The following is a 21,207-nucleotide window of genomic DNA, read 5'->3' as shown; positions in this document are numbered from 1 at the left end:
GGCCTGCACAATCGCCGCGCGCTCGATACCGCGCTGGCCGACGAATGGGAGCGGCTGCAACGGGGCGGCGACGGCAGCCTGTCGCTGCTGTTCATCGACGCCGATCACTTCAAGCAGTACAACGACCGGCACGGCCACGCGGTGGGCGACACCGCGCTGCGCTTTCTCGCCGAATGCATCCGCGCGCATACGCGGCGGCGCGGCGACCTCGCCGCGCGCTACGGCGGCGAGGAGTTCGTCGCGGTGTTGCCCGATACGGACGAAACCGGCGCGGCGCAGGTCGCGGAGGCGATTCGCCGCGAAGTCGAAGGCAACGCGCTCGACGGGTTCACCAAAACCGTGCCGCCCTTCACCGTCAGCATCGGCTGCGCGACCGGCCATCGCGCACGCCCCGCAACCGTGCACGCGCTGTCGCATCAGGCGGACATGGCGCTCTATCGCGCGAAGCGCGAAGGCAGAAACCGCGTGTGTCGTGCGGAACCGGAGCCGTTCACCCGCTCGGCGTGACGCACGCCGGGCGCCGTCTGAAATTTTTTTGACGGCGGGTCACTCGCAAACGATTGCCGCGCGCAGCGTTCCTAAACTGTTCATCCAGGGTTCCGATAATCAGGAAATCTATTTAATAACACCCCTGGATTCTTCCTATGAATGATCGACGGTTAACGGTTCGCATGAAGCTGATCATGGCTTTCGGACTTCTTACGTGCACGGTCGTGCTCGTCTCGCTCGTCGGCATCGTGTCGCTCGGCAACGCGAACGCGGCATTCGACGACTATGTCAACGGCATCAACGCCCGCGCGACCCTGGCGGACAAGGTTCTCGCCGCGGTCGACCGGCGCGCGATTGCCGCCCGCAACCAGGTCCTGGCGTCCGGGCCACGCGATGCGGACGTCGAGAAGGAAGCCGCACTGCAGGCCGACCGCGAAGTCGGCGCGCTGCTGGGTGAACTGACGAATACGGTCCGCATCGGCAGCGGCGCGACCGACAAGGCCCGCGAACTGGTTCGGCAAATCGGGGCGATCGAGGCGCAGTACGGCCCCGTGGCGCGCGCCATCGTCGAAGCGGCGGCGAACAACCGGCGCGATCAGGCGATCACGATGATCAACGAACAGTGCCGACCGTTGCTGGCCCGGCTCGTCGCGGCCACCGATGCGTATGCGACGTTCTCGCGCACGATGGCCGCCCAACGGGTGAAGGAATCGGATGACCGTTACACGTCGCGAAGACTGATGCTGATCGCGATCTGCATCGCCGCCGCAGCCGCGGCCGCGATCTCGGGCCTCTTCATCACCCGCGGCCTGCTGCGCGCGCTGGGCACGGAGCCTGCCGCGCTCAGCGATATCGCCCGCCATATCGCCGCCGGCGATCTCGGCGCCGAATCCGCGACCGGCGCCGCGCCGGCCGGCAGCGTGCTGGCCTCCATGCGCGACATGCAGGCGAACCTGATCCGGCTGATCTCGGAAGTCCGTACCGCCTCGGGCAACGTCGCGACGGGGGCCGGCGAAATCGCGTCCGGCAACCAGGATCTTTCGTCCCGCACCGAACAGCAGGCCGCGTCGCTGCAGGAAACCGCGTCGAGCATGGAGCAACTGACGTCCACCGTGCGCCTGAACGCCGACAACGCGCAGCAGGCGAGCGGCCTGGCCGACAACGCATCGGAGGTCGCGCAGCGCGGCAGCTCGGCCGTCGGCCTGATGGTCGACACGATGACGGACATCAGCGCGAGTTCCGCCAAGATCGCCGAGATTACCGGGATCATCGAAGGGATCGCGTTCCAGACCAACATTCTCGCGCTCAACGCGGCCGTCGAAGCCGCGCGCGCCGGCGAACAGGGCCGCGGCTTCGCGGTGGTGGCCAGCGAAGTCAGAAGTCTTGCGCAGCGTTCGTCGAGCGCCGCGAAGGAAATTCGCGAGCTGATCTCGCAATCGGTCCGGAAAATCCAGGACGGCTCGCAGATCGCGAACAACGCGGGCGAGACGATGAGCCAGGTCACGCACGCGATCTCGCGCGTGACCGACATCATGGGCGAGATCGCCGCGGCGTCGAGCGAGCAGAGCCGCGGCATCGAGCAGGTCAATCTGGCCATTACGCAAATGGACGAGGTCACGCAGCAGAATGCGGCGCTCGTCGAGCAGGCGGCCGCCGCGTCGAAGTCGCTCGAGGAACAGGGACTCCGGCTTGCCGAGGCCGTCTCGCTGTTCCGGCTGGAGACGCGCACGGCGAACGCGTAGGCCGGCGCCTGCCACCCGTATCGGTGACGGACGACGCATGGATTCTCGCGTCCGTCATGTTCAGCACCGGAAATTAACCAAATAGTGGGAATTTCCGCCCGCTGCGTACGGCGCGAAACAATTCCGTAACGACCGCGTAACGATCGCTCACCACAATCCTCCATCTTTACCATCAGGATGGAGTCTTGCATGTTTGCGTCACGAAGCCGTTTCCCGCTGCACGTCGCGGCATTGTCGAGTGCGATCGTACTGGCTGCCTGCGGCGGCGGCGACGACGTCGCGTCGACCGGCACGATCGCCGCGGCCGTTCCGGCGCCGCCCGCCGACCCCGGCTTCGTCGACAGCGCGCCGATCCCGAGCGCGCCGGCTTTCGTCGACAACGTCGCGACCAACCAGCGCGGCGACGCGCGCTACGCGACGCTGTCGACCAACGCCGCGGTGCGCGTGCTGGGCCGCTTCCTCGATCTCTGGCAACCGGCGACGATGCTGGTCGACGCGGGCGTGAGCGCGCCGGCGAACGGCGCGTTCCCCGCCATCTCGCCATCGCCCTGCTCCGGGCTGCCGAACAGCGGCGTGCCGTGCGGCACGATCCTGAACGACGCGGTGCTGTCGGCGAACGTGCAGTACGTGATCAACGCGACGACCGCCCGTACGCCGCAACAGGCCGACGCCGCGTACTACGACGACCGGCGCGGCAAGGGATACAGCGTGACCGACGGCATGGGCCCGCTCACCGCCGCGTGGCGCACCGCCGCCCAGCAGACGACCAGCATCACCACCGTGCCCGCCGATGCGACGACCGTGCTGTACAACGACGCCGGCAACAATGTCGGGGTCGGCAGCAGCAGCGGCAACGCCAGCTTCGGGAAGGTCGTCGACCTGCTCAACGAAATGGGCAACAACGCGTCGACCGAACCGTCCAAGCGCTTCTTCAAATACGCGCGCCCGTACCGCTGGAGCACGAGCGTGGTCGTCGCGCCGACGCTCGTGCCGGCCGAAAGCGCGACGCCCGCGACCGACGGCGGCTTCATCAGCGGCCACACGGCCGAAGCGATGCGCGATGCGACGACGATGGCGTGGCTCGTGCCGGAACGCTTCCAGGAGATGATCAGCCGCGGCCTCGAGCTCGGCGAGAACCGGATCCTCGCCGGCATGCATTCGCCGCTCGACGTGATCGGCGGGCGCATGCTCGCGCTGGCCGTCAGCGCGGCCAACCTGACCGCGTACGCCAGCGACGCGCAGGCTGCCTACACGCAAGCCCATCAGACGCTGCAGCAACTGACGGGAACGAGCGCCACGACGTTCTCCGCATTCGCGCGTTCGGGCACGACGGCCACCGACCGCTTCGCCGACTACGCGGCGAACAAGGCCGCGTTCCTGCGCCGCATGACGTTCGGCTTCGGTGCGATCGAATCGACGAACGCACCGCCGGTCGTGCCGAAGGGCGCGGAGATCCTGCTGCAGACGCGCTTCCCGTACCTGAGCCCCGACCAGCGGCGCGTCGTGCTGAAGACCACCGAGCTGCCGTCCGGCTATCCGGTGATGGACGACGCGGAAGGCTGGGGCCGCCTGAACCTGTTCGCGGCCGCCGACGGTTACGGCGCGTTCAACGGCAACGTGATCGTATCGATGGATGCGTCGCAGGGCGGGCTCAATGCCGCCGACGTATGGCGCAACGACGTTTCAGGCGCCGGCAAGCTGACGCTGCAGGGCAGCGGCACGCTGACGCTGGCGGGCAACAACGGCTACACGGGCGGCACGCAGGTAAGCGGCGGCACGCTGGCGGCCGCGTCGGCGACGGCATTCGGCAAGGGCGACGTGTACGTCGGCCCGGGCGGCAGCGTGCGGATCGCGGCCGCCGCGCCGGTGACGGTCGCCACCCGCTACACGCAGCTCGACAACACGACGCTCGAACTCGACATCGACGGCCACGGCGGCGGACGTCTGCGCGTGGGCGGCCCGCTCACCATCGCGGGCGGCACGCTGCATGTGAAATTCGTGAACGACTACACGCCGAAGGCGGGCGACACCATCGCGCTGATCGACGGCGCGGCGGCCGCCGCGAAGTTCGCGACGGTGACGGTCGACGGGTTCAAGGCCACGCCGGTCTACACCGCGGCGGGCGTGTCGATCACGCTGTCGGCCGCCTGACCGGCACGGAAGATCGATCCTGCAACGGCGCCGCCCACGGGCGAGACTGGCTACCGAAGCGCCGTTGCAGTTCGATGATCGTGGGCAGGTTGAAATCATGGACGTCCGGCGCGGCGCCACCCTGCCGCCGGCTCACCTCGACGCAGAGCTCCAGCGCACGCGCGCGCGTCTCGGCGAGCAAGCGCAGCGCCTCGTCGAGCAAGCCCTTCTCCAGTTCCGACAGCGAGCCGTCGTGGCCGGTTTCTCCGATCGCCGGCTCGCTCATGCTGGTTTCCATCGCGGATTTCTCCTTCGCTGTCCGACTGCGCGCAAGGCCGCACACCGACTCTAGCGTCACATGACCGCGCCGCGCAGCCACGGCACGAACTCGCGTTCGCCGATGCCGTTGTCCTCGCTGCGCGATCGTCGTCCGGACGCGACGTCGAGCATCAGCCGGAACAGCCGCGCGCCCGCTTCGTCGACCGTGAGCGAACCGGCGACGATCCCGCCGCTGTCGAAATCCATGTCCGATTGCATTCGCTCGAACAGGCCGCTCGTCGTCGCGATCTTGATCGTCGGCACCGGCTTCGAGCCGAACACCGAACCGCGGCCCGTCGTGAAGCACACGAGATTCGCGCCGCCGGCGATCTGCCCGGTGGCCGACACCGGGTCGTAACCGGGCGTATCCATGAACACGAGCCCCGCTTGCCGCACCGGCTCCGCATAATCGTAGACGGCGCGAAGCGGCGAGCGGCCGCCCTTCGACACCGCGCCGAGCGACTTCTCGAGAATCGTCGTGATGCCGCCGGCGAGATTGCCGGGCGACGGGTTGTTGTTCATTTCGCCGCCGTTGTCGGCGACGTAGCGCTCCCACCATTGCAACCTGCCGAGCAGACGCCCGGCCACGTCGCGCGACGCCGCCCGCGCGATCAGCAGATGCTCGGCGCCGTAGATCTCGGGCGTCTCCGACAGAATCGCGGTGCCGCCGTTGCGAACCAGCAGGTCGACGGCCGCGCCGAGCGCCGGATTCGCCGTGATGCCCGAGTAGCCGTCGGAGCCGCCGCATTGCAGGCCGACGGTCAGCCGCGATGCCGGCACGGTGCTGCGCCGCGCGCCGTCGGCCGCCTCCACCAACTCCCGCACGATCGACACGCCGCGAGCGACGGTGTCGCGCACGCCGCCCTCGTCCTGGATCGCCAGCGTGCGCACCGTGCCGGGCGCCGCCGCGTCGAGCCGTTGCGCGAGCGCCCCGACCTGGTTGACCTCGCAGCCGAGGCCGACGAGCAGCACGCCGGCGAAATTCGGGTTGCGCGCGTAGCCGACGAGCGTGCGCCGCAGCAGCTCGATGCCGTCCCCGGTCGCCGACATGCCGCAGCCGCTCTGATGGGTGATCGCGACGACGCCGTCGACATGGCCGAATGCATCGAGCGCGCCGTGCCGGTATGCATCGGCGATCGCATGACAGACACTCGCCGAACAGTTGACGCTCGCGATCACGCCGACGTAGTTGCGGGTACCCACGCTGCCGTCGGGCCGCACGAATCCGTCGAAGGTGTCGCGGCGATCCGCGGGAACGTCGTGCGCGTCGCCGGCGGGCCCGTCATCGTGCGCATGCCGCTCGGGCATCCCGACGTTGTGCACGTGCACATGCTCGCCGGCGGCGATGTCGCGCAGCGCGACGCCGATCGGCTGCCCGCATTTGACGATCGCGTCGCCGCGCGCGATCGGCGCGGTGGCGACCTTGTGGCCGGCCGGCACCGCGTCCGCCAGCCGCAGCGGTGCGCCGCGCACGTCGATCGGCACGTCCGGCGCCAGCGCGTCGAGTGCGACGGCGACGTTGTCGTCGCCGTGAAGGATCACGATTGCCGGTGGCTTCACGATGCATCTCTCCCTGTCGTTGCGATGCTGGCCGCCGGAGCGCCGGCCGCCGGTTCATGGCGGGCGACGAGTTGCCGCAAGCGCGGTTGTTCGGCCGACAGCGCCAGCGAATCCACGAGCGCGAGCAACGGCTCGATCCGCCGCGCCACCTTCTCGCGATGATTGACGGCGATATCGGCGATGCGATGCGCGAGAAACGGATTGAGAAAACGCTCGCGCACGCTGTCGACGTAGCGTTCGGCCGTTTCGCGCAAGCCCAGCGCCACGAATACCGGCGCGACTTCATCGCGCCACACGGCCTCGAGACCGTCGCGTAGCCGCGCATCGTTCATCGCGTCCAGTACCGTCTCCGACGCGTCGCGCCCCGCCTCGAGCCACTGCTGCGCGAGCCAGCTGTGCCCGAGATTGAGGAAGAACAGCTTCAGGCGCTCGTGGCTGCGCAAATCGTCGGTGACGACGATCTGCGCGTGCCGGCACGGCAGCACCATGCCGGCACGCCGTTCGATCGCCCATAGCGCGTACGGCTCCGCGACCGCGCCGACCGGATGAAGCGGCTCGGACACGATGCGGTCGACGAGCGAGTTGACCCACACGCAGCGGTTGCACAGATAGTCGGCGAACGCGTCGGGCAGCCGCCACGCGCGCGCGAGGCCCAGCACGATGTCGCGCAGCGTGTCGCCGTTGTTCGTCACGAGTTCGCACGGCAGGATGGAGACGCCGTCATCGGGCCGCGCCTGCCAGCGCGCATGCAGCAGCGCCAGCAGCTTCGCCGGAAAACCGCGCGGCGCGTGCTCCGGCCGGGCCAGCAGGTCCGCGGCGTCGCGCGGATCGGCGCGATAGCCTGCGTCGCCGGTATTCGACACGATCACGCGCACCGTCTCGATCGCTGCGCCGCGTATTTCCGCCCAGTCGCGCTCGGCATCCCACGCGCGATGCACGGCGTGGCACTCGACGATTTCGTCGACGACACCGCCGTGCTCGCGCCCGCGAATCCGCACCGGATAGCGACCGGTGGCGCGCAGCGCGTCGATTCTCGCGCGGCTGGCCGGATTGCCGGTCGTCTGCACGATGCCGATGCCGCCCATCGCGTTGCCGTCGTCCAGCGCCTGGGAGACGAACAGGTCGACGTGCGCCAGCAGGAAGCGGCTCGTGCCGAACTGCAGGATTGGCGGCGTCATCGCGTGCGCTCCGCGTGCCCGATTCGATCGCTCAGCATTCGACGAGCGCCTTCACGACGGTCTGCCCCGCTTCCAGCAGCCGCGGAAGCGCGTCCGGCACGTCCTCGAGCCGCATCCGGTGCGTGTTCAGCGCGCGGTCGGGAATGCGCCCGGCACGCATCGCGTCGAGCACCGTCGCGAAATCCTCGGCCGTCGCATTGCGGCTCGCGAGCAGCGTGGTCTCGCGCTTGTGGAATTCGGGATCCGAAAACGCGACGTGCCCGCGCACGATCGAGATCAACGTGTATTTGCCGCCGTGCGCGACGAACTCGAAGCCGCGATTCATCGCATCGAGGTTGCCCGTCGCGTCGAACACCGCATCGAAATACTCGCCGTTCGTCAATTCCGCGAGACGCGCCGTATCGTCCGCGCCCACCTCCACCGTCGCGTCGACGGCCAGATGCTGCCGGCAGAACGCCAGTCGATCCGCCCGCGTGTCGAGGCACGTGACGTCGGCGCCGCGCAGTTTCGCGAAGATCATCGCGGCCATGCCGATCGGTCCGGCGCCGACGACCAGCGCCCGCTGCCCGGCGCGAATGTCCGCGCGGCGCACCGCATGCGCGCCGATCGCGAGGAATTCCAGCATCGCCGCCTGATCGAGCGAAATGCCGTCGGCCTTGTGCACGAACTGCGCGGGTACGCTCAGGTATTCGGCCAGCGCACCGTCGCGATGCACGCCGAGCACCTTGATGTTCACGCAGCAGTTCGTGTTGCCGTGACGGCATGCGACGCAGTGTCCGCACGACAGATACGGCATCACATACACCGCGTCGCCGGCGCCGAGCCCCGACGCCGGTTCCGCCTCGACGACGACCGCGGAAAGCTCGTGACCCATCACGCGCGGATATTCGAGGTAAGGCTGGTTGCCGGTGAAGATGTGCAGGTCGGTGCCGCAGATGCCGACCCGTTGCACGCGCAACAGCACTTCGCCGCTGCCGCGCACGGGCAGTTCGCGCTGCTGCACGCGCAGCACGCCGGGGGATTCGCAAATCACGCTGAGCATGTCGGGTTCCTTTCGTTCGGGTTCATTCGTCGTGGCGTGCGGTGTCGATCCGGTAGAAGCGGCATGCATTGCCGCCGAAGAGGCCGTCCAGCGCCGCGGCGCCGAGCCACCGCGCGCAATCGTCCTCGCACGCGGCCAGCCAGTCGCCGTAGCCGCCGCACGCCGACGCCAGCCGCAGCACCGGCCAGTCGCTGCCCCACATCAGGCGCGTCGGCCCGAACAGGTCGGCCAGTGCGTGGACATACGGCCGCGTGCGCGCCCGCACCAGGTCCGGGCCGGCAGACGGCCCGGCCTCCGTCCAGAGGCCGGACAGCTTGCAATGAAGATTCGGCAGGCTCGCGAGCCGGCGCATCGCCGACAGCCACGGCTGCAATTCGCCGCGCTCGATGAACGGCTTCGCACCGTGATCGATCACGATCGGCAGATCGGGATGGCGTCGCGCGAACGCGTGCAGCGCATCGAGATGGCGCGGCATCACCAGCGCATCGAAACGCAGCGCGTGCTCGAGCATCGCGGCGACCGCGCGATCCAGCCGCGGATCGTCGATCCATGCGTCGTCGGGCAGATCCTGCAGCATCGGGCGCAAGCCGCGCGCCTTCGGCGCGGCCGCAAATGCCGCGATCCGCGCCGCTGCGTCGTCGGCCTTCAGGTCGACCCAGCCGACCACGGCGCCGACCGTCGGGGTGTCGGCCGCGAGATCGAGCAGAAAGCGCGTGTCGGCTTCGCTCGGCAGCGATTGCACGAGCACGGTGGTGTCGATACGCGCGGCGTCGAGCAGCGGCGCCAGATCGGCGGGGCCGAAATCCCGGTGAATCGCTTCGAGCTCGGCCGGCGGCCAGCAGCCGGCCCGCGCGCCGATTCGCCAGTAGTGCTGATGGGAATCGATGCGCACGGTCATGCACGTGCTCCCGGAACCGGCGCGCGCGCGTCGATCAAGCCTTCGTCGCGCAACGCAGCCCACAGTTCGGCCGGCGCGGGGCGCTCGAGCCATTCGATGTTCTGCTTCAACTGCGCCACGCTGCGCGCGCCGATCACGCAAGACACGACGGCCGGATGGCCGAACGGAAACTGCAAGGCGGCGGCGGGAAGCGGCACGTCGAAGCGCCTGCACAGCGCGCCCAGGCGCGTCGCCTTGTCGATCACGTCGGCGCTCGCGTCCGCATAGTTGAACTTGCCGTTGCCGACGAGCACGCCGGAATTGAACACGCCGCCGATCACGATCGCCGTCCCGTCACGGGCGCACGCGTCGAGCAGCGGTTCGAGCGCCGTCTGTTCGAGCAGCGTGTAGCGGCCGGCCAGCAGCACGGCGTCGAGCGCCGCTTCGTTCAGCGCGTCGGCCGCGACTTCCCACTCGTTCACGCCAAGACCGAACGCGCCGATCTCGCCGCCCGAGCGCAGCGCCTCCAGCGCGCAAAACCCGCCGCCGCGGGTCAACTGTTCCCAGTAGTGCGCATGACGATCGCCATGCGTCATCGCACCGATGTCGTGCACGTACAGCATGTCGATCCGCGCGAGCCCGAGCCGTTGCCGGCTGTCCTCGTACGAGCGCAGGATGCCGTCGTAGCTGTAGTCGTAGACGGGCCGGAACGGCAGCGGCTCGGCCCAGCCGTCGTCGCCCGGCCGCACGCTCGGGTCGGCGCGCATCAGCCGCCCGACCTTCGTGCTGAGCGTGAAGGCGCCGCGCTCGCGCGGGGCGAGCCCCGCGCCCACGCGCCGCTCGGACAGCGTGTAGCCGTAATACGGCGCGGTGTCGAAATAGCGCAGGCCGGCCGCCCACGCGGCGTCGACGAGCGCGGCCGCGTCGGCCGCCGACATCGGCCGATACAGGCCGCCGAGCTGCGAGCAGCCGAGACCGAGCGCGGACACCGTCAGCCCGCTGCGCGGCAAGGTGCGCGTATCGTTCGCGTTCATGCGTGACGACTCGATGCGGAAAAGCGGCACGGGCGATCAGTACAGGACATTCTTCGCCGCCTGCGAATCGAGGTTCTGCTTGTCGACCATCACGACGCCGGTATCGATCAGCTTCGGCGCGGGCTTGCGCTCGATCACGTCGAGCGCCGTGCGCACGCCCTGGTTCCCCATCTGCCACGAACCCTGCACGGCGATCGCCTGCACGGTGCCGTCGCGCACGAAGCCCTGCAGATCCTCGTTGCCGTCGAAGCCGATCGCCACGACCTTGCCCGCCTTGCCCGACTGCTTCAGCGCGCGGCCCATGCCGACCGCGGTCGGCTCGTTCGCGCCGAAGATGCCCTTCAGGTCGGGGTTCGCCGACAGCACGTCGGTCGTCTGGTTCAGCGCGGTCGCCATTTGCGATTGCGAGTAGTACGGGCCGACGATCTGCAGCTTCGAATGGCTCTCGATGTACTTGCGGAACCCGCCGACGCGGCTGACCTCGGACCCCGCGCCCGGCACGTACGACATGATCGCGATCTTGCCGGACTGCCCGACGCGATCGATTAGCGCCTTCGCGCACAACGCGCCGGCCTTCTCGTTGTCGGTCGACAGGAACGCCTGGTAGTACGGCTTGCCGGCATCCGAGATGGCCGAGTCGATCAGCACGACGGGAATGTGCGCTTCCCACGCCTTCTTGATCGCGGGCACGAGCGCATCGGGATCGGACGGCGCGAGCACGATGCCCGCCACATGACGCGTGACCGCGTTGTCGACCATGTTGACCTGCCCGCTGATGTCGGACTCGGCCGCCGGCCCCTGGAACGTCATCGTGTAGCCCTTGGCGCCGTCGAGCGCCGCCTTCGCGCCTTTCTGCACGTTCTGCCAGTAGTTCGAATTGACCGTCTTGACGATCACGGCGATCTCGCCGCCCGCCGCATACGCGCCGCTGTTGCACGCCGCCGCGAACACGCACGCCGATGCCGCCAGCAGGATGGATTTGTTCATGTCTCGCTCCGCTTCTCGTTGGTAGGGACTGCTTGCCGCCGGTCAGGGCCGGCGATTGCGCAACTGGTCGATCCACACCGTGCCCAGGATCACGACGCCGATGATGATCTGCTGGATGAAGCTCGACACGCCGTTCATGTTCAGGCCGTTGCGCAGCACGCCGATCACGAACGCGCCGATCGCCGTGCCGGAAATCGTGCCGACGCCACCCATCAGCGACGTGCCGCCGATGACCGAGCTGGCGATGGCGTCGAGTTCGTACATCACGCCCTCGTTCGGCTGCCCGGTGACGAGCCGCGACATCAGCACGCAGCCGGTCACGCCCGCGAGCGCGCCGGACAGCACGTAGGTGAACAGCTTCACGCCCTGCACGTTCACGCCCGACAGCCGCGCGGCTTCCGCGTTCGATCCGACCGCGTAGATATGACGGCCGAGCGACGTTCTCGACAGCAGCACGGACACCACGACGAACAGCACGACCATGATCACGACCGGATACGGGATGCCGGGAAACGTCGTGTCGGGGAAGCCGTCCGCGCCGATGCGCGAGATCCGCAGCAGCGCGCCGTTGCCGAGCGCGCCGAACGCGTCGCCGAGATCCGAGACGGGCCTCGCGCCCGTGATCTGGAGCGCGATGCCGCGCGCGACGAGCATCATGCCGAGCGTCGCGATGAACGGCGGCAGGCCCATGCGCGTCACGCAGATGCCGTTGACGAGCCCGCATAGCGCACCGACCAGGATGCCGGCCGCCATCGCGGCAGGCACCGGCACGCCGGCCTTGACGAGCAGCGCCGCGCACACGCCGGCCAGCGCGAGCACCGAGCCGACCGACAGGTCGATGCCGCCCGTGATGATCACGCAGGTGGCGGCCACGCCCAGATAGGCGATGGACGTGACCTGCAGGCCGACGGTCATCAGGTTGTCGACCGAGAAGAACGCCGCGCTCGATATCGAGAACGCGAACACGAGCACGACGAGGCTGCCGAGCGCCGCGAACTTCTGGATCAGGTCGCGCCGCCGCTGTCGCGCCGCCCGCTCGTCGGCCTGGCTTCGATCGGATGTCATTTCAAGCATGGGAACGCCCCGACGCGTAGTGCATGATCTCCTCCTGACTGGTGTGTTTCGTGTCGAGCAATGCGGTCATTCGACCTTCGTGAAAGACGGCGATCCGGTCGGTCATGCCGAGCAGTTCGGGCAATTCCGAGCTGATCAGCACGACGCCGACGCCATCGGCGGCGAGCCGGTCCATCAGCCCGTAGATCGCGAATTTCGCACCGACGTCGATGCCGCGCGTCGGCTCGTCGAAGAACAGAATCTTCGAGCCGCGGTACAGCCATTTGCCGATGACGACCTTCTGCTGGTTGCCGCCGGACAGGTTGCGCACACGCTGATGCACGGACGGCGTGCGAATCGCGAGGTCCTGCACGTAGCGGCGCGCCACGTCGAGCTCGTCGTCGAAGCGCAGGAATCCGAAGCGTGACGCGATGCCGCGCACGTTCGCGAGCGTGAGGTTGGCCGCGACGGGCATCGGCAGCGCGAGCCCCTCCTTCTTGCGGTCCTCCGACAGATACGCGATGCCGTGCCGGATCGCCTCGCGCGGCGAGCGGATCGTCACGGGCCGGCCGTGCAGCGCGATCGTGCCGCCGTCCGGGCGATCCGCGCCGAAGATCGCGCGGGCGATCTCGGTGCGTCCGGCCCCCATCAATCCCGCGAAACCCAGGATCTCGCCGCGGCGCAGCGCGAACGACACCGGTCCGAACACGCCGTCGCGGCGCAGGTCGCGCACGTCGAGCAGCACGTCGTCCGTCGGCGCCGACTGCCGCGACGGATACGCGTCGTCGAGCGTGCGTCCGACCATGCGCGCGACGATGTCGTCGATGCTCACGTCGGCGAAATCGTCCGTCGAGATGTGGCGTCCATCACGCAGCACGGTCACACGATCGACGATCTGCGCCATTTCGTCGAGCCGGTGCGAGATATACAGAATCGCCACGCCGTCGGCGCGCAGTTCCTCGATGATGCGAAAGAGCTGCACCGTTTCCGCTTCCGTCAACGACGACGTGGGTTCGTCCATGATCAGCACGCGCGCATCGAGCGACAACGCCTTCGCGATCTCGACCATCTGCTGCTGCGCGATGGACAGCACGCCGACCTTCGTGGTCGGCGCGACGTTCAGGCCGATTCGCGCGATGCAGCGCGCCGCATCCGCATTCATGCGTTTCGTGTCGACGAACGGCCCGCGCCGCGGCTCGCGTGCGAGGAACAGGTTCTCCGCGACGCTCAGGTGCGGGACGAGATTGAGCTCCTGGTGAATGATCGCGATGCCGGCCGCCTGCGCTTCGGAGGCCGAACGAAACCGCACCGGCGCGCCGCGATAGTAAACGACGCCCTCGTCAGGCAGGTACTGGCCGCTGATGATCTTCATCAGCGTGGATTTGCCCGCGCCGTTTTCGCCGCACACCGCATGCACCTCGCCGCGGCGCAGATCGAGGCGAATGCCGTCGAGCGCGACGACGCCCGGGAAGCGCTTGCGAATCCCTTCCAGGCGCAGGATCTCCCGGTCCGCTTCGTCCTGTGCGGCCTGACCGGGCAGATTGCGAGGCATTGCCATTGCGTCTCCTTGAGGCGGATCGACCTCGGCTTCGCCTGGTCAGTCCAATTTGGATGAATTACAGCAATCGAACCCGTTTTGGTCAAGCCAATTTATCTATTTCAATCTGATCTTACCAATGGTAAAAACCCGGACACCCGGCTGAATGAGCCGCTGCATGGGGCAATGAGGCAGGCGTGATAGACTCCGCGACACGCGCTTGTGCCGAGAGCGCATTGACCTCAATCGATCGGATGAAATCGACAGAACCCAAGCGGCTTTACCAATCGGTCGCGGCCCAGATCGTCGCGTTGATTCGCCAGGGCGAATTCGCGATCGGCGAGCGGCTGCCGCCGGAGCGCGAGTTGGCGCTGACGCTCGGCGTATCGCGTCCGTCGCTTCGCGAGGCGCTGATCGCGCTGGAAATCGGCGGCCAGATCGAAATCCGGATGGGCTCCGGCGTCTATGTCCGCGACACGGCGGCCGACGCCGTCGGCCCGATGGCCACGCTCGGCGACAGTCCGTCGGAATTGATGCAGGCCCGCGCGGCCGTCGAAGGCAGCGTGGCAGCGCTGGCCGCCGCACGGATGACGGCCGCGATGCTCGAACGCCTGCGCCGCACGGTTCAGCGCATGAAGCGGCTCGCGGAGGCCGGCAAATCGCCCGTCGAGGCCGACCGGCAATTCCACATGCTGATCGCGGAAGCCGCCGGCAATTCGGTGCTCACGCGCTTCGTCGGCGAGCTGTTCGACAGCCGCCACGACCCGATCGCGGCCGCCATGCGCGGCCACGCGGAAAATCCGCAGACGTGGACCGCCGCCGTGCGCGAGCACGAGGACGTGCTGCTCGCGCTGCAGGCCGGCGATCCGATCGCGGCCCAGACGGCCATTCGCGCGCATCTTCGCGCGTCCGAAGCGCGGTGGATCGAGGGCGGGCTGAAAGCCGAGCCGGATTCGGAGCCGGATTGACCGGCGCACGGGCGCCGGCAACGCGCTATTCAACGCCCTGCAACGCTGCCCGATCGCTCGCCGTGCGGCGCGGCGGCAGCGTGCGCGGCACTAGGCTCGTCACCAGCACCGAGCCGACCACCAGCAGCCCCGCGACCACGCCGAACCCGGCATACGGCGCGCCGGTACGCACGAACAGGGCACCGACCAGCCACGAACTGAACGCGCCGCCGAGCGAACCGAGCATGCTGATCACCGCGATGCCCGCCGCCGCCGCGCGGCCGGTCAGTTGGGCCGCCGGAATCGTCCAGAAAACGATCGGCACGGTGAATGCGCACAACTGCGCGATCGCAAGCAAGGTCACGGTGATCCAGACGTGGCCGACCGAGAAGCGCAGAAGCAGCAAACCGCACGCGGTGACGAGCATGCAGGCCACCGTATGCCATCGGCGCTCGCCGTATCGGTCGGAACTCCATGCGATCGCCACGTTGCCGATCATCGTGAATACGGAAATCAGTCCGGACAACCAACCGATTCCGGAGACGCTCGACACCCCGGCCGCCTTCAGCACCGTGGGCGACCAGAACGTCACCGTCCCCATCCCGACGTAGACGCAGAAATAGATCGCGGCAAGCCCGAGCACGCGACCGTTGCGAACGATGTCGAGCACGCGGGCCCCATCATGGCCGACCACTGCCGCGGCCCGATCCGCGTCGAGATCGCGCAACAGCGCCCGCCGATCCGCAGGCGACAGCCATGCCGCCTGTTCCGGCCGGTCGCTCAGCATCAGCAGCGCAACCAGCCCGAGCGCGATGGCCGGCAATCCCTCGATCAGAAACAGCCACTGCCATCCGCGCATGCCCATCGCGTCCTGCATGTGCGCCATGATCCAGCCGGACAGCGGCCCGCCGATCATGCCGGCGACCGGCACCGCGAGCAGCAGCACGCTGTTGACACGGGCGCGCACCGTATCCGGAAACCAGTACGACAGGTACAGGATCAGGCCCGGAAAGAAGCCGGCCTCGGCGGCGCCGAGCAGAAAGCGCACCACGTACAGCGACACGCTGCCGGTCACGAACATCTGCGCCACCGTGCAAAGCCCCCACAGCACCATGATTCGCATGAGCGTGCGGCTCGCGCCGATGCGCGCGAGCACCAGATTGCTCGGCACCTCGAACGCGGCGTAACTGATGAAGAAGATCGCCGTCGCGGAGCCGAATACGGCTTCGCTCAAGCCGAGGTCCTGCAGGAACTGCAGCTTGGCGAACCCGATGTTGACGCGATCGACGAAGTTGACGACGTAGCAGAGGAACAGAAACGGAATCACGCGCAGCGCGATCCGGCGATACAAGACGGCAGGGGGTGACTCGGACATGGACCGCTCCCGGTATGTGGACATGCGTCGGCCGTCGCGTGGGTTGCTCGCGGCCGCCGTCGGTGGCGCCGCCACGCGTTGCGCGCACAGAGGCTGCGCGAAGCGTCGCGAGGGAATTATACGAATCTCACAATTCGGGATTCATTGGTAGTTAACACGAGAAAACGCCTCGGACGCTAACCGTGTCATGCCTCCAACCCACATTCGTCAGATTTTTAAGAAAGCACCGGGTCAATGCTCATCCAATCGCTGCTTTGCCCTTACTGCAAGGTCTCACGTCGCACCCTATGTAAACCCCACCATAAAGATAAATTCAATCCCCTATAATGAGATTTGCAAAAACATCCTTCAAGCGAGCGCCGATCGGGTTTCGATCGCGTCACCCGGTGTTTTTTTCTGGATATGATCGTCGGCGGGACTAGCCGCGTGGCACGGCGCCTTCGGAAGCCGTCCATCCGGGCGAGTCCAGTCGACCCGCGCGCATGGCGCGAGCGCGCTGCCCGCGCCCGGGCAACATGGGCCGGCTTCGGCCGGCATCGAATTTCAGACGGAATGCGTTAGCCACGCCATGAACCTGCACGCTGAAACACTGTGCTTCTCCGATGTGTTCCTCCATTCCCAGGCGATCGTGAACTGGTCGCAGCACTACGACCAGATCAGTCCGGGCACCGCCACGACCACGCTGCGTCAGGTCGCCGGCCAGCGTTTCCACGTCTTTCGCGAACGCATCAACCAGCGCGTGATGCAGCACGGCCTCGCGCCGCGCGGCCGGCTCTGCTTCGCGCTGCCGATCGCCAGCGCGGTCGCGCCCGTGGTCCAGGGTCGCACCGTCGAGCGACCGAGCCTGCTGACCTTGCGCGGCGGCGAGGAATTCGTCGCCCACCTGCCGTGCGACACCGAGGTGCTCGCCTTCACGATCGACCGCACGCTCACCGCCGATCGCGAACTGGACGAACTCGCGAACCTGCCCGCCCGCATCCTGAAGCAGCCGGTGCTGCCGATCTCGCCCGCACGCTACGGCAATGCGCTGGACGGCCTCGAGCGCGTGCTGCGCCAAGCGCTCGACGGCGACTCGCTCACCGCGCGCGATGCGTTCGACGAACGCGTGCTCGCGCACAGTGTGGTCGGCATCCTGCTCGACCTCGTGCAGCCCGACGACCCGGATGCCGGTGCGCTGCCGTCGGCGTCGACGCAAAGCTACATCGTTCGCCGCAGCCAGGAAATCGCGCTGGAGTGCGACGACGTGCCGACGGTCATCGATCTCTGTCACCACCTCCGAATCAGCCGCCGCACGCTGCAATACAGCTTCCAGAACGTGGTCGGCACCACGCCGACCGCCTACCTCCGCTCGATCCGGCTGAACGCGGTGCGGCGCTTCCTGATGACGACGCCCGAGACGATGCGGATCGGCGACGCGGCAGCGCAATTCGGCTTTTGCCATTTCGGGCGTTTCTCCGCGTATTACCACCAGCATTTCCACGAGTTGCCGTCGCACACGCCGCGGCTGAGCTGAGCGCACCGCACGCGCCGCCTCATCCGGGTAATCCCCTGCCGCGTGGTGCATGCGGATTGCCGATAACGGACAACGCCCGTGTTTTCGGCACCGTAAATTTTGTCGTCGGCTCCGCTCGCATGCCCGCTGCACCGCATGGAGCGGCCGTCCAAGCGCATACCCGTGTCGTCGATGAACGTCGGCAGCGATTGCCGGCTCGTCAGCATCGGCGCGCGGCACGGGGATATCGATCAGGCATGCCGGTGTCGATTCCTGACGGACGATCCGGCCAGCGGGACTACTCATGAACGAATCGTCACCCCGGTCCGAAGCGGGGCTCGGCAAGAACGCCGTCGGACTTTCACACATCGTTTTCTTCGTCGTCGCCGCGGCCGCGCCGCTCACCGCGATGGTCGGCGCGACGCCCGCGGCGTTCTCGCTCGGCAACGGCCCCGGCGTGCCCGGCGTCTTCGTGCTGGCGGGCGTCATGTACCTGATCTTCAGCATCGGCTATGCGGCGATGAGCCGGCACATCTCCAATGCGGGCGCATTCTATGCCTACATCGCGAACGGGCTCGGGCGCCCCGCCGGCGTGGGCGGCGCGTTCGTCGCGATCGTCGCGTACAACGCCGTGCAGATCGCGATCTACTGCATGTTCGGCTTCTTCCTGAACGACAGCATCCAGCGGCACTACGGCGTCGACGTGCCGTGGTGGGCATTCGCGCTCGCATGCGTCGTCGCCGTGCACTTCTGCGGTGCGCGACGCATCGAGTTCAGCGGCCGGCTGCTCGGCATGCTGATGATCGGCGAGATCGCGATCGTGATGCTGCTCGATCTCGCGATCATCGCGCACGGCGCGAGCGCCGGCGGCTTCAGCGCGAAACCGTTCAGCCCGGCAATGGTGTTCGCGCCCGGGCTCGGCACCGCGCTCGTGTTCGTGCTCGGCTCGTACATGGGCTTCGAGGCCACGGCGATCTTCTCCGAGGAGGCGCGCGACCCGAAGCGCACGATTCCGCGCGCCACGTACGTGGCCGTGATCCTCATCATGGCGTTCTACGCGCTGTCGTCGTGGGCGATCGTCGAGGCCTGGGGCGAGCGCGCGATCGCCGCGCAGGCCGCACGCGATCCGGCCAACCTCTGGTTCGCCGTCAGCGGTCGACTGCTCGGCGGCATCGCGACGGACGCGATGAACGTCCTGCTCGTCACGAGCCTGTTCGCGGCCATCCTGTCGTTCCACAACACGATCACGCGCTATTTCTACGCGATGGGCCGCGAACGCGTGCTGTGGCGCAAGCTCGGCCATACGTGCCCCGTGCATCGTTGCCCGGACGTCGCCGGCAAGGTGCAGACGCTGATCGCGCTCGCGGCCATCGCCGGATCGGCGGCCTTTCGCCTCGACCCGTTCGCGGTCGTGTTCTCGTGGATGAGCGCGCTGGCCACGATCGGCATCATCGCGGTGCAGATCCTGGTGGCGGCCTCGGTGATCGCGTTCTTCGCGCGCGACCATCGGGACGCCAGCCTCGTGCACCGCCTGATCGCGCCGCTCGTCAGCGTGATCGCGCTCGGCGCCTGCCTCGTGCTGGTCGTGCGCAACCTGTCGGTGCTGAGCGGATCGGATTCGACCTTCGTCGCGATGTTTCCGTATTTCCTCGCCGCCGTCGGCGCGCTCGGCATCCGCGCCGCGCTGCGGTTGAAACGCAGCGACCCCGACCTGTACCGCGCACTCGGACGCGCCGTCCAATAACCGCCGCCCGGACGGTGCCGCACCGCCGTCCCGTCGCCGCCCCGACGCTTTCCCGCCGCCCACGCGCCATGCGACGTGTCGCGCCGGCACGGGTATTCCCTATCCCGATCGCGCCGCAACGGTTGCCGATAGCGGACAAGGCGCGCGATTCCATCGACATACAGTAAAGGCGACGTCGAAGCAGCACGGCGGCGGCCGCCCCCGCCGCCGCCCCGTTCCGCCCGACGATTCGCCCCTGGAAACACGGACACCATGATGAAAATTCAGAATCTGATCGACGGCAGGCATTGCGACGCAGCGGCCGGCCGCACCTTCGACAAACTGGCGCCGGCGACCGGCGACTACGTGGCCGCCGTGCCCGCATCGACCGCCGAGGACGTCGATCGCGCGGTGCGCGCCGCGCACGCGGCGCTGCAAGACGACGCCTGGGCGCGCGCGGGCGGCGCGGCCCGCGCCCGCTGGCTGCTTCGGCTGGCGGACCTGGTCGAGCGCGACGCCGATGCGCTGACGGAATTGCTGGCCGTCGAACAGGGACGTCCGCTTGCCGAGATGCGCATGATGGACCTCCCGATGTGCATCGACACGCTGCGCTACTTCGCCGGCTGGGCCGACAAGCTCGAGGGCCGCACGATTCCGACCGACGGCTTCATGGGCCGCCCGACGCTCAGCTACACGCGGCGTGCGCCGGTGGGCGTCGCCGGTCTGATCATCCCGTGGAACGCGCCGTTGATGATCGCCGTGTGGAAGCTCGCGCCGGCGCTGGCGGCCGGCTGCCCGGTGGTCGTCAAGCCGTCGGAGGACACGCCGCTGGCCGTCGCCCGGCTCGGCGAACTCGTCTGCGAAGCCGGCCTTCCCGCCGGGGTCGTCAACATCGTCCACGGCGTGGGCGCGGAAGTCGGCGCCGCGCTGGTCGCGCACCCGCTCGTGAGCAAGATCAGTTTCACCGGCAGCACCGAAGTCGGCCGCGCGATCGCGGGCGTGGCAGCAAGGACCTTCAAGCGCGTCACGCTGGAACTCGGCGGCAAGGCCGCGCAGATCGTCTTCGCGGACACCGATCTCGACCGTGCGATTCCGTCGCTGATGGCCGGCATGTTCGCGAACCAGGGGCAGACGTGCGCGGCCGGCTCGCGCGTGCTCGCGCACCGCTCGATCGCCCAGGCGCTCGAAGAACGGCTTGCCGACGCGGCCCGGGCGATGCGCGTCGGTCCGCCATCGGAGCCCGGCGTGCAGATGGGCGCGCTCATCAACCCGCGGCACCTCGCACGCGTGCGAGCGCTCGTCGACGGCGCGCTCGCCGAAGGGGCGGTGATGCTCGCCGGCGACGAACAGGTGCCGCCGCGCGGGTGCTTCATGCGCCCGACGATTCTGGGCGGCGTCCATCCGGGCATGCGGATCGCCCGCGACGAGGTATTCGGCCCGGTCGGCATGGTCATGCCGTTCGACACCGAGGACGACGCCGTTCGCATCGCCAACGACACGCCGTTCGGTCTGTCCGCCTCGGTGTGGACGCAGGACGTCGGCACCGCGCACCGCGTCGCCGAACGGCTCGACGTCGGCGCGGTCGCGATCAACGCGTGGAGCCCGATCGACGCACGCCTGCCGTGGGGCGGCACCAAGCAAAGCGGGATCGGGCGCGACCTGTCGAAGGCCGCGCTCGATGCGTACCTCGAGGAAAAGATCGTCACCGCAGCCCTGTGACCCG

General features: G+C 68.2%; 17 protein-coding genes. 7 read left to right on the top strand and 10 right to left on the bottom strand.

Annotated features, from left to right (window positions below):
- From C5F75_RS20425 to C5F75_RS20415, 3 genes are all read left to right on the top strand, one after another.
- The coding region (locus C5F75_RS20425) for a GGDEF domain-containing protein (RefSeq protein ID WP_146075220.1) at nucleotides 1-507 on the top strand (507 nt) is incomplete at its 5' end.
- Between the two features lie 137 nt (nucleotides 508-644).
- Nucleotides 645-2,231, top strand: coding sequence for a methyl-accepting chemotaxis protein (locus C5F75_RS20420; protein ID WP_104012658.1), 1,587 nt, complete (start codon nucleotides 645-647; stop codon nucleotides 2,229-2,231).
- Between the two features lie 189 nt (nucleotides 2,232-2,420).
- On the top strand, nucleotides 2,421-4,382 hold the full coding sequence (locus C5F75_RS20415; protein ID WP_104012657.1) for a phosphatase PAP2 family protein: 1,962 nt from the start codon (nucleotides 2,421-2,423) through the stop codon (nucleotides 4,380-4,382).
- On the opposite strand, the gene C5F75_RS20410 is transcribed toward C5F75_RS20415, so the two are convergent.
- From C5F75_RS20410 to C5F75_RS20370, 9 genes are read right to left on the bottom strand one after another with little or no spacing between them, the layout of a single operon-like run.
- On the bottom strand, nucleotides 4,363-4,659 hold the full coding sequence (locus tag C5F75_RS20410; protein WP_059637593.1) for a hypothetical protein: 297 nt from the start codon (nucleotides 4,657-4,659) through the stop codon (nucleotides 4,363-4,365). The two genes, C5F75_RS20415 and C5F75_RS20410, sit on opposite strands and share 20 nt — an antisense overlap.
- 56 nt (nucleotides 4,660-4,715) lie before the next feature.
- Entirely contained in the window at nucleotides 4,716-6,239 is a 1,524-nt protein-coding gene (locus C5F75_RS20405) for a UxaA family hydrolase (protein ID WP_104012656.1), read from the bottom strand.
- Nucleotides 6,236-7,417: a mannitol dehydrogenase family protein gene (locus C5F75_RS20400; protein ID WP_104012655.1), complete on the bottom strand. Its 1,182-nt coding sequence runs from the start codon at nucleotides 7,415-7,417 to the stop codon at nucleotides 6,236-6,238. The genes C5F75_RS20405 and C5F75_RS20400 overlap by 4 nt, the downstream gene beginning before the upstream one ends.
- A 31-nt stretch (nucleotides 7,418-7,448) precedes the next feature.
- Nucleotides 7,449-8,459 (bottom strand): zinc-binding alcohol dehydrogenase family protein, encoded by a 1,011-nt coding sequence (locus C5F75_RS20395; RefSeq protein ID WP_104012654.1) that lies wholly within the window; start codon nucleotides 8,457-8,459, stop codon nucleotides 7,449-7,451.
- Between the two features lie 22 nt (nucleotides 8,460-8,481).
- Nucleotides 8,482-9,357 (bottom strand): amidohydrolase family protein, encoded by an 876-nt coding sequence (locus tag C5F75_RS20390; RefSeq protein ID WP_104012653.1) that lies wholly within the window; start codon nucleotides 9,355-9,357, stop codon nucleotides 8,482-8,484.
- Nucleotides 9,354-10,370, bottom strand: a complete 1,017-nt coding sequence (locus tag C5F75_RS20385) for an aldo/keto reductase (protein WP_104012652.1) — start codon at nucleotides 10,368-10,370, stop codon at nucleotides 9,354-9,356. Before C5F75_RS20385 ends, C5F75_RS20390 begins: the two co-directional genes overlap by 4 nt.
- A gap of 36 nt (nucleotides 10,371-10,406) precedes the next feature.
- A complete protein-coding gene (locus C5F75_RS20380) occupies nucleotides 10,407-11,357 on the bottom strand; it encodes an ABC transporter substrate-binding protein (RefSeq protein ID WP_059577823.1) in 951 nt (316 codons plus the stop codon).
- 42 nt (nucleotides 11,358-11,399) lie between these two features.
- Nucleotides 11,400-12,431 carry an ABC transporter permease gene (locus C5F75_RS20375; protein WP_059577820.1) on the bottom strand — a complete coding sequence of 344 codons (1,032 nt, stop codon included), beginning with the start codon at nucleotides 12,429-12,431 and terminating at the stop codon, nucleotides 11,400-11,402.
- On the bottom strand, nucleotides 12,424-13,968 hold the full coding sequence (locus C5F75_RS20370) for a sugar ABC transporter ATP-binding protein (RefSeq protein WP_059577817.1): 1,545 nt from the start codon (nucleotides 13,966-13,968) through the stop codon (nucleotides 12,424-12,426). Before C5F75_RS20370 ends, C5F75_RS20375 begins: the two co-directional genes overlap by 8 nt.
- Before the next feature lie 233 nt (nucleotides 13,969-14,201).
- Here C5F75_RS20370 and C5F75_RS20365 point away from each other — a divergent pair, with 233 nt between their 5' ends.
- Nucleotides 14,202-14,915 (top strand): FadR/GntR family transcriptional regulator, encoded by a 714-nt coding sequence (locus tag C5F75_RS20365; protein ID WP_059577814.1) that lies wholly within the window; start codon nucleotides 14,202-14,204, stop codon nucleotides 14,913-14,915.
- A 25-nt stretch (nucleotides 14,916-14,940) separates the two neighbouring features.
- Here C5F75_RS20365 and C5F75_RS20360 read toward each other — a convergent pair whose 3' ends face one another.
- On the bottom strand, nucleotides 14,941-16,269 hold the full coding sequence (locus tag C5F75_RS20360) for an MFS transporter (RefSeq protein ID WP_059577812.1): 1,329 nt from the start codon (nucleotides 16,267-16,269) through the stop codon (nucleotides 14,941-14,943).
- Between the two features lie 568 nt (nucleotides 16,270-16,837).
- Here C5F75_RS20360 and C5F75_RS20355 point away from each other — a divergent pair.
- From C5F75_RS20355 to C5F75_RS20345, 3 genes are all read left to right on the top strand, one after another.
- Nucleotides 16,838-17,782 (top strand): helix-turn-helix domain-containing protein, encoded by a 945-nt coding sequence (locus C5F75_RS20355; protein ID WP_059577810.1) that lies wholly within the window; start codon nucleotides 16,838-16,840, stop codon nucleotides 17,780-17,782.
- 283 nt (nucleotides 17,783-18,065) lie between these two features.
- Entirely contained in the window at nucleotides 18,066-19,505 is a 1,440-nt protein-coding gene (locus tag C5F75_RS20350; protein WP_059577807.1) for an APC family permease, read from the top strand.
- A gap of 252 nt (nucleotides 19,506-19,757) precedes the next feature.
- Nucleotides 19,758-21,203 (top strand): aldehyde dehydrogenase family protein, encoded by a 1,446-nt coding sequence (locus tag C5F75_RS20345; RefSeq protein WP_059577804.1) that lies wholly within the window; start codon nucleotides 19,758-19,760, stop codon nucleotides 21,201-21,203.
- Nucleotides 21,204-21,207 lie beyond the last annotated feature (4 nt).

This window comes from Burkholderia anthinoferrum (assembly GCF_002925705.1).
Classification (GTDB): Bacteria; Pseudomonadota; Gammaproteobacteria; order Burkholderiales; family Burkholderiaceae; genus Burkholderia; species Burkholderia semiarida.
Note: the sequence above shows the minus strand (reverse complement) of the source record. Positions and strands in the feature narration are given on the sequence as shown.